The organism is Pseudomonas sp. E102, assembly GCF_052660185.1.
Map to the genome: position 1 here is coordinate 3,634,934 of NZ_CP084025.1, position 12,097 is coordinate 3,647,030.

Consider the following 12,097-nt stretch of genomic DNA (forward strand, 5'->3'; position numbering starts at 1 on the left):
CATCACAGGTTGCCCATGCTCGAGAAACCAGCACTGCAAAGGAACGCGCCGCTGCCGCCGCCACTGGACACGCGTTACCAGGTCGAAACGCCCGAAGGCATCGACCTGCCACTGCGCCCGGCGGGGCTGATGCCTCGTGCGCTGGCCTTCGCCATCGACCTGGTGATACGCGGGCTGGTGCTCGGCCTGTTCTTTGTCGTCCTGGCGTTCTTCGGCGAACTGGGGATCGGCCTGGGCTCGATCCTGCTGTTCATCGTCAGCTGGTGGTACATGGTGTTGTTCGAGGTGCTGAACCAGGGCCGCTCCCCCGGCAAGCAGATCATGGGGTTGCGCGTGGTGCAGGATGATGGTCGGCCGATCGGCTGGTCTGCCTCGTTGATCCGCAACCTGCTGCGCTTCGTCGACATGCTGCCGTTCGGCTACACCTTTGGAGCGCTCTGCTGCCTGCAACACCCGACCTTCAAGCGCTTGGGCGACCTGGCCGCTGGCACGCTGGTGGTTTATCGCGAGCAACCGGTCAAGCGTCCCGAACTGCCAATGGCCCGGCCGCTACGCCCGCCCTTTGCCCTGGCCCTGGTGGAACAACGCGCCGTGCTGGGTTTTGCCGAGCGCCAGGCACAATTGTCTGACGCCAGGGTCACCGAACTGGCGGCAATCCTGGCCGCGCCATTGAAGGTGCACCCCACCGGGGCCGTGGCTGAACTCAATGGCATCGCCCGCGGCCTGTTGGGGCCGACATGAAGCAAAGCCTGTTCGAAAGCCGCCACCAAGGGGAATGGGAACACCTGTCCCGCCTGCTCGACCAACTGGAGCGCCGCCGCAATGTCCCCCAGAGCAGCGACTTTCCCCACGCCTATCGACAGCTCTGCCAACACCTGGCGCTGGCCCAGGCCCGGGGCTACAGCAGCTTGCTGGTGGATACCTTGCAGCAACTGGCGCTGCGCGGACACCAGCAACTTTACCGGGACCGCAGCCACCCCTCGACCGGCCTGTCGACTTTTATCCTGGCCGGCTTCCCCCGCCTGGTGCGCGAACAATGGCGATTCGTACTGGTGGCCGGCCTGATGTTCATCGGCAGCCTCGTCGGCGTCGGCTTGCTGGTGTACCTGTTCCCCGAGCTGGTCTACAGCCTGCTGAGCGTCGAGGAAGTCAGCCAGATCCGCGGCATGTACGACCCGGCGGCGGGGCACCTGGGGCGCTCGATCGAGCGGGCCGCCAGCGAGGATTGGGTGATGTTCGGCTACTACATCATGCACAACATCGGGATTGCCTTTCAGACATTCGCCAGTGGTTTGCTGTTCGGCCTGGGCAGCGCGTTCTTCCTGTTCTTCAATGGCCTGACCATTGGCGCGGTGGCCGGGCACCTGACCCAGATCGGCTCGGGCGCAACGTTCTGGTCGTTCGTCATTGGCCATGGCGCTTTCGAGTTGACTGCCATCACCCTGGCCGGTGCCGCGGGCCTGCAACTGGGCTGGGCGCTGATTGCGCCGGGACGCCTCACGCGGGGCGAAGCCTTGCGACTGGCCGCCGGCAAAAGCGTGCTGATCATCGCCGGGGTGATCCTCTTCCTGCTCATTGCAGCGTTCGTCGAGGCCTATTGGTCCTCCAGCGCCGCGACACCCTCCACCAAATACATCATCGGCGCGCTACTGTGGCTGCTGGTGATCGGTTACCTGCTGTTCGCCGGGCGAGGCCAGCATGCGCCTGAGTGACGTCACGGTAGCGATCCGCCCACGCACCACCTGGGAAGCCATGGACCTCGGCGTACTGATGACCCAGCAGCACCGGCGGTTGCTGATGGCCAGCTGGGCCATCGTCACACTGCCGGTGTATGCGCTACTGACCTTGTTGCTGTGGGACTCGCCCTCCTTGGTGGTGTTTATATTCTGGTGGCTGAAACCGGCCTTCGAACGCCTGCCCCTGTACATCTTGTCCAAGGCCCTGTTTGGCGAGACGCCGACATTGAAACAGGCCTTGCGCCAATGGCCGACGCTGCTCAAGCCACAATTGCTGGCCAGCCTGACCTGGCGCCGGCTGAGCCTGAGCCGCAGCTTCCTGATGCCCGTCGTTCAACTCGAAGGGCTCGCCGGCGAGGCACGAGAGCAGCGTTTGCGCGTGCTGCTGCAACGCAACGGCGGCGCCGCGCAATGGTTGACCATCCTCGGCGTGCACCTGGAGACCGTCTTGTGGTTCGGCCTGATGGCCTTGTTCTATCTATTCGTGCCGCAACAAGTCGAACTGGAATGGGACTGGCAAACCCTGATCGCCGTCGCCGAACACGATTGGCTGTGGCTCGAACACCTGCTCAATGTCCTCTATCCGCTGCTATTGATTGTCTGGGAGCCGATCTACGTCGCCTGCGGCTTCAGCCTCTACCTGAATCGACGCACCCTGCTGGAAGCCTGGGACATCGAGCTGGTGTTCCGCCGCCTGCGCCAACGCCTGGGCACCGTAGCGCCTGCCCTGGCGCTGCTCGCCCTGACCCTCCTGCCGCTGGCGCCACCCGCATGGGCCGATGACAACAGCAACGCACCCCAGAGCCCTCGCCTGCTCAACCAACCCGTCACCAGCCAAGCCTCCCGCGAGCGCATCAAGGCGATCCTCGACGCACCCCCTTTCAAGAATCCGGAAACCGTGACGCGCTATCGATTCGGCAAAGAAGCCACCGAATCGGCCGAAACCGATGAAGCCCCCGGCTGGCTGAAATCGATGCTCAACTGGAGCGCCAAACGCTTCGAAACGATCGCTGCGCTGATCCAGGCGCTGCTCTGGGCCACGCTGGTGGGCGCGATCGTCTGGCTGGCCTGGCACTATCGTGAACGGCTCAAGGCGCTCGCCAACTACCGGCCAACGAAACGCCTGCCGGCGGAGCGCCCCGCGCCGGCACGCATGTTTGGCCTGGATATCCGCGAAGAGAGCTTGCCGAACGATGTCGCGGCCAGCGCCGAGCAGTTGTGGTCCGACGCGCCACGCGAGGCGTTGGGCCTGTTGTACCGAGCGCTGCTCAGCCGCTTGCACCATGAGTTCAACATGCCCCTCAAGCCGGCCGACACCGAAGGCCAGGTGTTGCAACGGGTTGAACAGCTCCAGCACGAACCGCTGATGGCCTTCAGCAGGCACCTGACCCTGCATTGGCAGAACATTGCCTATGGACACCGCCCTCCGCCCGCCCATCTGCAACAGCAGTTGTGCAATGGCTGGCGCGAATTGTTCGGCCCCGGAGCGTCCCGATGAGCCAGCGCACGGGGTGGGTGATCGGCGCAGTCGGTGCCGCGTTGACCTGTGCGTTGGCGGTGTACCTGTACCTCAAGGCCGTGCCCTATCAGGAAACCATCGAGCACGGCCCCTCCCCCGAAGCCCAGGCCAACCCGTACCTGGCCGCCGAACGATTCTTGCGCCAGCAAGGCATCAATGTTGAACACGCCAACAGCCTGGACGTGCTGCCCACGCTCGAACCGCACCAACGCAGCCTGTTGCTGTTGGGCGAACGCAGCAACATGACGCCACGGGACGTCGACCAGTTGATGAACTGGACCCGCGCCGGCGGGCGCCTGCTGTTCGTCGCCGAGGCCTTGTGGGACGACAGCACGAACAGCAGCGGCGACCTGCTGCTGGACCGCGTGCGCCTGCGCCAACTTTTGAGCAAGGACCTCAAGGCACCGGAGCCGGAGCTGATCAAGGATCCCTACCCCGAATTGACCAAACTGTACCTGGAAGACGAAGAGGCGCCGGCCTACATCGGCTTCGACACCGACTTTCACCTCGAAGACCCGCTGAACCTCGCCCAGGCCTGGGCCAACAGCGCGGCGGCGACTCACCTGATGCAGCTGAACCACGGTCTGGGCACGATCACCGTGCTGACCGACGCCGAGCTGTGGAAGAACGACCAGATCGACCAGTACGACAACGCCTGGCTGCTCTGGTACCTGAGCGCCGATACCGACGTCACGCTGCTGTTCAATACCGACCACGACAACCTGCTGACCCTGCTGCTGCGCTACTTCCCTCAGGCCATCGTGGCGCTGCTGGCCTTGATCGCCCTTTGGCTGTGGCGGTCGGCGGTGCGCCATGGCCCGCTGCAACAACCGGCGCCCAAGGCGCGACGCCAACTGCAAGAACACCTGCAAGCCAGCGCCGCCTTCCAGTTGCGCCACAACGGCCAGCAACACCTGTTGCACAGCCTGCAACAGGACGTGCTGCGCCGGGCGCGCCAGCTTCATCCGGGTTTCGAACAACTGGTGGTCGCCGAACAATGGCAAGTGCTAGCACGTCTGACGCGCCAACCCACGCGAACCATCAGCCAGGCCCTCAGCCCCCGGCCGAAACGACGCCTGTCCAGCGCCGACTTCTGCCGTCAGGTCGGCCTTTTGCAAACCCTTAGGAATGCCTTATAAACCGTTAGGAGAACGCCAGAATTGACGACTGAACAGAACGAGCCCTCAGACAGCCAGGCCCACGCCGCCCAGCAACGCCAGCGCGCCAGTCAACTGGCCCAGGCGATCCGCACCGAGCTGCATAAGGCCGTGGTCGGCCAGGCAGCCGTGATCGATGATGTGCTCACGGCGCTGATCGCCGGCGGTCATGTCCTGCTCGAAGGCGTTCCCGGGCTGGGCAAGACGTTGCTGGTGCGCGCCCTGGCCCGCTGTTTTGGCGGGGAGTTCGCGCGTATCCAGTTCACCCCGGACTTGATGCCCAGCGACGTCACCGGACATGCGGTGTACGACTTGCAGAGCGAGCAGTTCAAGTTGCGCAAGGGGCCGGTGTTCACCCACCTGCTGCTCGCCGACGAAATCAACCGCGCACCGGCCAAGACCCAGGCGGCGTTGCTCGAAGCCATGCAGGAGCGCCAGGTCACCCTCGAAGGCCGCGCGCTGCCGATCGCCCAGCCATTCATGGTGCTCGCGACCCAGAACCCGATCGAACAGGAAGGCACCTACCCGTTGCCGGAGGCCGAGCTCGACCGTTTCATGCTCAAGGTGCGCATGGACTACCCCGACGCCGATCAGGAATTGAACATGGTGCGCCAGGTCAGCCGCTCGACCCGCGCCGACATGCTCGACGTTCAGCCGTTGCGCACGGTGTTGCAAGCCAAGGACGTGCAAGCGCTGCAACGCATCGCCAGCGAGCTGCCGATGGACGACCAGGTGCTCGACTACGCCGTGCGCCTGGCCCGCGCCACCCGCACCTGGCCGGGCCTGACCCTGGGGGCCGGGCCTCGGGCTTCGATTGCCCTGGTGCGTTGCGCCCGCGCGCGCGCGATGTTGCGCGGCGGCGAATTCGTGGTGCCGGACGACATCAAGGGCTGCGCCCTGGCCGTGCTGCGCCACCGCGTACGGCTGGCGCCGGAGCTGGACATCGAAGGGCTTTCGGTGGACCAGGTGCTGGGGCAGTTGCTCGATCAAGTGTCGGCGCCAAGGTTGTGAATTTCTCTCGGACCGAAGTGCTCTGCGTGGCGAGGGAGCTTGCTCCCGCTGGAGGCGCAGCCTCCCCTTGCGGTGTGTCAGTCAAATCCAGGGGGCCGCTTCGCAGCCCAGCGGGAGCAAGCTCCCTCGCCACGGGAAAGTCGCGACCATGAAACCCTCCCGCCTGCTGCTCGCCTGGCTCGCGATCCTGCTGACCGTCGGCATTGTGCTGGGTGCATTGCGCGCGCTGGGCATCGCGGTGCCCTCGACATTGCTGTCGATCCACTGGGGCTTGCTGTTGGCGCTGCTGGCCCTGTCGATACTCGACGCGGTGCGCGTCCGCCGCCTGCCCTCGCCCGGAGTCCAACGCCATTTGCCCGGCAGCCTGGCCCTGGGCCGATGGAGCGAAGTGCGCCTGGGCATCCGCCACGACCTGCCCCAGCCATTGGAAATCGAGATTTTCGATCACGTGCCCAATGGCCTGGACTTCGAACAACTGCCTGTTTCAGCACAACTACAACCCGGCCAGCTCACCCAGCTCGGCTACCGCGTCCGCCCGCTCAAGCGCGGGCACTTCACCTTCGAACATTGCGAAATCAACCTGCCCAGCCCAATGGGCCTGTGGAGCGACAAACGCCTGATCGACGCGCTCGACAGCACCCGCGTCTACCCGGACTTCGCCCGTCTGTACGACGGCGAACTGCTGGCGGTGGACAACTGGCTCAGCCAGCTCGGCATCCGCCAGCGGCAGCGGCGCGGCCAAGGCCAGGAATTTCATCAATTGCGCGAATTCCGCGAAGGCGACAGCCTGCGCCAGATCGACTGGAAAGCCACCGCCCGCCACCGCACGCCCATCGCCCGGGAATACGAAGACGAACGCGATCAGCAAATCATCTTCATGCTCGACTGCGGCCGGCGCATGCGCAGCCAGGACGGCGAGCTGTCGCATTTCGATCACGCCCTCAACGCCTGCCTGCTGCTCAGCTACACCGCCCTGCGCCAGGGCGATGCGGTGGGCCTGAGCACCTTCGCCAGCGAACAGCCGCGCTACCTCGCCCCGGTCAAGGGCACAGATCAACTCAACGTGTTGCTCAACAGCGTCTACGACCTGGACAGCAGCCAACACCCCGCCGACTACCAGGCCGCCGTCACCCAACTGCTCGCCCGGCAGAAACGCCGGGCTCTGGTAGTGCTGGTGACCAACCTGCGGGACGAGGACGATGAAGAACTGCTGGCCGCCGTCAAACGCCTGGGCCAACGCCATCGCGTGCTGGTGGCAAGCCTGCGCGAAGAAGCCCTCGACCGCCTGCGCCAAGCGCCGGTGCACACCGTGTCTGACGCGCTGGCTTATTGCGGGACGGTGGAATATTTGAGTGCGCGGGCGACGTTGCATGAGCGGTTGAGTGCCCATGGGATGGCGGTGTTGCAAGCTCGGCCCGGGGAGTTGGGGGCCGAGCTGGTGACGTTGTATCTGGGGTGGAAGAAGGGTGGGGATTTGTAGGCAACAGACGATTCAGTCGTCATAAAAAACAAAGCACTGTCCCGGTAGCCGTTGCCCAAAGCCAATGGAAGTGATCGAACATAACGTCAGATCTTACGCAAGACAGTGCCAGAAACTGGGGGAGACGGGGAAATCTCTCTGAACAAGGGCATCAAGAATTGCAACGCAAACGAATAGTCTCGCACCGTGTTGGTTGAAACAGTCCACCTCAACGGACTGCTCCCCCGCTCCATTACCAAAAGTTCTCCCAACGGCGGATCAAACACCAGGTTCTCGGACTCACTCCCCCGCACGTATTTAAGACAGACCTGGGCATCCGGAGCACCCGCTAAAAAACTGTCGCCGTATTCCAGCTCTATCGTGATCTCGACGGGAGCGGATAGTCGCTCGGCTATGAAAAACGCGTGTGCACAAGCGTCATCCAGTCGGGCCAAAGTCCCGCACTTGATGGTGGCTGTTCGCAGGGCGCCCTTGGGCGCGCCGGGCTTCGTTTTTCCACCGGTCGACTAACCTGCGTCCAGCCGCCACCCCTCGTTTAGTCGCGAAACGGGTGGCAGCCTTAATTACGGAAAAACGTTCATGATCAAACCAACCCCCAATCCCCCAAAACCCGCTCCCCGTAAAACCGTCGACGAGCAAAAGCTCGACAAAGCCGCGAAAAAAGCCCTCGACCACTACCTGAAACCCAACCCCACCCAACCAGCCAAAAACCAACGACAACTGGACTGTTTCATCGTCGCCCCCGATGCCGACCCGGAAGGCTTGCTGGTACACAGCTACGAAACCTTCTGCTCGGTGAGCACGCTGATTCTGGATTTATCGGAAGAACTGGAAGGCGCCCCGCGCAACCTGGCGTTGGCGATTCATCAGATGGGCGAGATGGGGGTGTTGTTGCTGGAGAAGTTGTTGGATGGCGAGGCGAAGGTGCTGCGCTGATAGCAACGCGATACATCGGGCGATGAAGTCCCCGTGGCGAGGGAGCTTGCTCCCGCTGGACGCGAAGCGTCCCATGCGGTGTGTCAGTTGATAACCAGGGGGCTGCTACGCACCCCAGCGGGAGCAAGCTCCCTCGCCACGGGGTTATCGCAACGCGGTAGGGCTCACGCCGATTCTGGTAGCTGATAGAAGCTGAAGTACTGCCGCAATGCGCTCACCAGTTGTCCGTATTCAGGCGGTGCCCACTGCAGGCTGAAGCCCGCGTCGAAATGTTGCGGTGTCACGTCCTCGCGGCACCACAGGCAATGGGCTTTCAAACGGATCTGCTGCTGCGGTCCTTCCTCGGCGGGCAGTTTCAGGCGCAGGTCGAAATCCGCACCGATCATCAAGGGCAAATGGCTGATGAGCATCAGGCCGTTTTCCGAAACGTTGCCCAAAAAACCAATGGGTTTGCCGTTTATGCCGTTGAACACCTCAAGGAAATACGCCAGCTGATGTCGTGCAATCTGCCGCTCTTTGTACATGTCTTGTATCACTTTTTGAGTAGCCGATAACCCGGCCAATCCAGTGCTTCGGAACGGGCTCATCCCTGCCCGCTCTCCCCGACTCCGATGCCAGACACCCTCTGGCCGGCCAAATGCTACCGGTGACAGGTGACGCTTCGAAATTAGAGTTCTGGCTCTAGCCACGTTTTGTACAACTATAGTCCAAGCGCGAGCATCAGCCAGCCGGATTCGATACCAGTCATCGGTCGACAACTGGCTCGCGGAAGGGTTTCGAATAAATCAAATTCAGAACGACGTGGGACGGATCGCCGAGGCGCTGCGGGTGGGGTAATGACCCAGGCTCTGCAGGGTTTCGAGCCGTGCGCGGGCGCGGTAGGCGTACTCGCTGTTGGGGTATTGGGTGAGGATGAACTGGTAGGTTTGCGCCGCGTCGACGTAGAGCTTCTGCCGCTCCAGGCACTGGCCGCGCATCATCGAGACTTCCGGCTGCATGTAGCGACGGGCACGGCTGGCGCGGTCGACTTTGGACAGCTCGAGCATCACCTGCTCGCAGTTGCCCCGCTCATAGGCCTTGTAGGCCAGGTTCATGTGGTGGTTCATCGACCAACGGGTGCAGCCCGTGATATTCAGGGCCAGGGCAATAAAAAGCACGAATCGCATGGGGAGGTTCTCCTGTCTTGAGCTCTGTATCGACCTGGCGGGGAAAATCTTCAGCACGAAAAACCTCCACGGTGAACACGTGTGTGGCGAGGGAGCTTGCTCCCGCTGGGCTGCAGAGCAGCCCCGGATTTTTGCGGTCGCTACGCAACCGAGCGGGAGCAAGCTCCCTCGCCACAAGAGCGATGTTCGGCTTAAGCAGTTAAAGGCGCAAAAATTTTCAGGAATGTTCATTTCGAAAAAGAAACGAATAAGTAGTGCATATGAACAATGACTACACCCAAAGACCATAGTAGCCTTCGCTGGCGCTTGAACTTGAGGAGTCTTGCATGTCCGTCCGTCGCACCAAAATCGTCGCTACCCTTGGCCCGGCCAGTAACTCGCCGGAAGTTCTCGAACAGCTGATTCTGGCTGGCCTGGACGTTGCCCGTCTGAACTTCTCCCACGGCACCCCCGACGAGCACAAGGCTCGCGCCAAGCTGGTGCGTGACCTGGCCGCCAAGCACGGCCGTTTCGTTGCCCTGCTGGGCGACTTGCAAGGCCCGAAGATCCGTATCGCCAAATTCGCCAACAAGCGCATCGAGCTGAAGATCGGTGACAAATTCACCTTCTCCACCAGCCACCCGCTGACCGAAGGCAACCAGCAGGTAGTCGGCATCGACTACCCGGACCTGGTCAAGGATTGCGGCGTGGGCGACGAACTGCTGCTCGACGACGGTCGCGTGGTGATGCGCGTCGAAACCGCCACCGCCACTGAACTGAACTGCGTCGTGACCATCGGTGGCCCGCTGTCGGACCACAAAGGCATCAACCGTCGCGGCGGCGGCCTGACGGCACCGGCCCTGACCGATAAAGACAAGGCCGACATCAAGCTGGCCGCGGAAATGGAAGTCGACTATCTCGCCGTGTCCTTCCCCCGTGACGCAGCAGACATGGAATACGCCCGTCAACTGCGCGACGAAGCCGGCGGCACCGCCTGGCTGGTGGCCAAGATCGAACGCGCCGAAGCCGTGGCCGACGACGAGACGCTTGACGGCCTGATCAAGGCGTCCGACGCCGTGATGGTGGCCCGTGGCGACCTGGGCGTGGAGATCGGCGACGCCGAACTGGTGGGCATCCAGAAAAAGATCATCCTGCACGCACGCCGCCACAACAAAGCGGTGATCGTCGCGACCCAGATGATGGAGTCGATGATCCAGAACCCGATGCCGACCCGCGCCGAAGTGTCCGACGTAGCCAACGCCGTGCTGGACTACACCGACGCGGTGATGCTGTCGGCCGAAAGCGCCGCCGGCCTCTACCCGCTCGAAGCGGTGCAGGCCATGGCGCGTATCTGCATTGGCGCAGAGAAGCACCCGACCGGCAAGACCTCCAGCCACCGCATCGGCAAGGAATTCACCCGCTGCGACGAAAGCATCGCCCTGGCGACCATGTACACGGCCAACCACTTCCCGGGCGTCAAGGCGATCATCGCCCTCACCGAGAGTGGCTACACGCCGCTGATCATGTCGCGCATCCGCTCCTCGGTGCCGATCTACGCCTTCACCCCGCACCGCGAAGCCCAGGCGCGCGCCGCGATGTTCCGTGGCGTGTACACCATTCCGTTCGACCCGGCTTCGCTGGAGCCGCACGAAGTCAGCCAGAAAGCCATCGACGAACTGACCAAACGCGGCGTCGTGGAAAAAGGCGACTGGGTCATCCTGACCAAGGGTGACAGCTACCACACCACCGGCGGCACCAACGGGATGAAGATCCTGCACGTTGGCGACCCGATGGTTTGATGATCGGTCGCTGAACACAAAAAGCCCCGCCATGTGAATGGCGGGGCTTTTTGTTTTTGCCTTTGGACGTTGGGTGTCTGGACGGGCGCTATCGCGAGCAGGCTGAACTGGCCTAATGATTTTGGACACTTCAATCGGGCGCTATGATAGCGCCCAAATCTGAGGTGTTTGGATATGCGTAAATCTTATTCGAGTGAGTTCAAGCTCAAGGCTGCCAGCATGGTGCTGGATGAAGGCCAGCCGGTTACCGAGGTCTGTGCCAGCCTAGATATCGGCCCCACTGCTCTGCGCCGCTGGGTCGATCAAGTGCAAAAAGAACGCCTGGGTTCGACCCCGGTAGGGGCCAAGGCGATTACCGCTGATCAGCGAGAAATCCAGAGGCTCAAAGCCCTACTCAGGGAGAAAGACCTGGACATTGAAATCCTAAAAAAGGCCAGTGCTCTCCTGCTTTTGGACGCCAAAGATCATTCACGCTGATCGATGAGCTGGACGAGCAATACGGCGTTAAAAGGTGTTGCCGGGCGTTTGGGATCAACCGCAGTAGTTTCTACGCCTGGCGCCAGCGCCAAGGCAGAGCAAATCCTGAACGGGACAAGCTCAAAGCCGCGCTGGTCAGGCACCACAGGGCGTCCAGAGAGTCGGCCGGCGCACGTACTTTGTCCAAGGAGCTAAAAGCCAAAGGGCATCGTATCGGACGTTATATGGCTCGCAGTTTGATGCGCGAAGCTGGCATCGCTAGTCGTCAGCGCAGGCGCCATAAGTACAAGTCGCCGGGCGTTGAGGCATTGGTGGCGCCGCACGTGCTCAAGCGAAAATTTGATGTAACGGCGGTTAACCAGGTGTGGTGTGGCGACGTGACTTACATCAAGGTCGGCAAGCGGTGGATGTACTTCGCCGCCGTTCTGGATCTGTACGCTCGGAGGATCGTGGGTTGGTCGTTCTCGATGATTTCTGATGCCAACCTGACCTGCGAAGCGCTACGCATGGCGGTTGAGCTACGCGGCCACCCCCAGGATGTGTTGTTTCATTCAGACCAAGGTTGTCAGTACACCAGTCATAAATTCCGAAACGAGCTTGTGAAACACGGGTTTAGGCAAAGTATGAGCCGTAAAGGCGAGTGCTGGGACAACGCCCCCATGGAGCGTTTCTTTGGTAGTTTGAAATCAGAGTGGGTTCCTGAAACGGGCTACAAACTGGAACATGAGGCCCGGGCAGACGTGCAGCGCTATGTCTCGCGCTACAACATCAGCAGGCCTCACAGCTACAACGACTACCGGTCGCCGGTCGCGAAGGAAAGGTTGGCGGCGTGAACCT

Annotated in this window: 12 protein-coding genes; 10 read left to right on the plus strand and 2 right to left on the minus strand. The window is 62.2% G+C overall.

Annotated features, from left to right (window positions below; genetic code table 11):
* Positions 1-15: 15 nt before the first annotated feature.
* From DOCECA_RS16700 to DOCECA_RS16730, 7 genes are all read left to right on the plus strand, one after another.
* Positions 16-741: an RDD family protein gene (locus DOCECA_RS16700; protein WP_445570810.1), complete on the plus strand. Its 726-nt coding sequence runs from the start codon at positions 16-18 to the stop codon at positions 739-741.
* Positions 738-1,712 carry a stage II sporulation protein M gene (locus tag DOCECA_RS16705; protein ID WP_445570811.1) on the plus strand — a complete coding sequence of 325 codons (975 nt, stop codon included), beginning with the start codon at positions 738-740 and terminating at the stop codon, positions 1,710-1,712. Before DOCECA_RS16700 ends, DOCECA_RS16705 begins: the two co-directional genes overlap by 4 nt.
* Positions 1,699-3,234 carry a DUF4129 domain-containing protein gene (locus DOCECA_RS16710; RefSeq protein WP_445570812.1) on the plus strand — a complete coding sequence of 512 codons (1,536 nt, stop codon included), beginning with the start codon at positions 1,699-1,701 and terminating at the stop codon, positions 3,232-3,234. The genes DOCECA_RS16705 and DOCECA_RS16710 overlap by 14 nt, the downstream gene beginning before the upstream one ends.
* On the plus strand, positions 3,231-4,394 hold the full coding sequence (locus DOCECA_RS16715; RefSeq protein WP_434607471.1) for a DUF4350 domain-containing protein: 1,164 nt from the start codon (positions 3,231-3,233) through the stop codon (positions 4,392-4,394). Before DOCECA_RS16710 ends, DOCECA_RS16715 begins: the two co-directional genes overlap by 4 nt.
* Positions 4,395-4,415: 21 nt before the next feature.
* A complete protein-coding gene (locus DOCECA_RS16720; protein WP_434607474.1) occupies positions 4,416-5,423 on the plus strand; it encodes an AAA family ATPase in 1,008 nt (335 codons plus the stop codon).
* Between the two features lie 148 nt (positions 5,424-5,571).
* Positions 5,572-6,903 carry a DUF58 domain-containing protein gene (locus DOCECA_RS16725; protein WP_445570813.1) on the plus strand — a complete coding sequence of 444 codons (1,332 nt, stop codon included), beginning with the start codon at positions 5,572-5,574 and terminating at the stop codon, positions 6,901-6,903.
* A 579-nt stretch (positions 6,904-7,482) separates the two neighbouring features.
* Positions 7,483-7,839 (plus strand): DUF6124 family protein, encoded by a 357-nt coding sequence (locus DOCECA_RS16730; protein ID WP_434607478.1) that lies wholly within the window; start codon positions 7,483-7,485, stop codon positions 7,837-7,839.
* Positions 7,840-8,003: 164 nt separating this feature from the next.
* Here the strand turns inward: DOCECA_RS16730 and DOCECA_RS16735 are convergent, their stop codons facing one another.
* On the minus strand, positions 8,004-8,363 hold the full coding sequence (locus tag DOCECA_RS16735; RefSeq protein WP_420765292.1) for a PilZ domain-containing protein: 360 nt from the start codon (positions 8,361-8,363) through the stop codon (positions 8,004-8,006).
* A gap of 267 nt (positions 8,364-8,630) precedes the next feature.
* Positions 8,631-9,005, minus strand: coding sequence for a tetratricopeptide repeat protein (locus DOCECA_RS16740; protein ID WP_445570814.1), 375 nt, complete (start codon positions 9,003-9,005; stop codon positions 8,631-8,633).
* Between the two features lie 326 nt (positions 9,006-9,331).
* Between DOCECA_RS16740 and pyk the strand changes: the two genes are divergently transcribed.
* From pyk to DOCECA_RS16755, 3 genes are all read left to right on the plus strand, one after another.
* Entirely contained in the window at positions 9,332-10,783 is a 1,452-nt protein-coding gene (gene pyk, locus DOCECA_RS16745) for a pyruvate kinase (protein ID WP_039591415.1), read from the plus strand.
* 174 nt (positions 10,784-10,957) lie between these two features.
* A complete protein-coding gene (locus DOCECA_RS16750; RefSeq protein ID WP_014717988.1) occupies positions 10,958-11,260 on the plus strand; it encodes a transposase in 303 nt (100 codons plus the stop codon).
* An 8-nt stretch (positions 11,261-11,268) separates the two neighbouring features.
* The gene (locus DOCECA_RS16755) at positions 11,269-12,093 is read left to right on the plus strand and encodes an IS3 family transposase (protein WP_434611621.1); all 825 of its coding nucleotides are present in this window, start codon (positions 11,269-11,271) and stop codon (positions 12,091-12,093) included.
* The last annotated feature ends 4 nt before the right edge of the window (positions 12,094-12,097 follow it).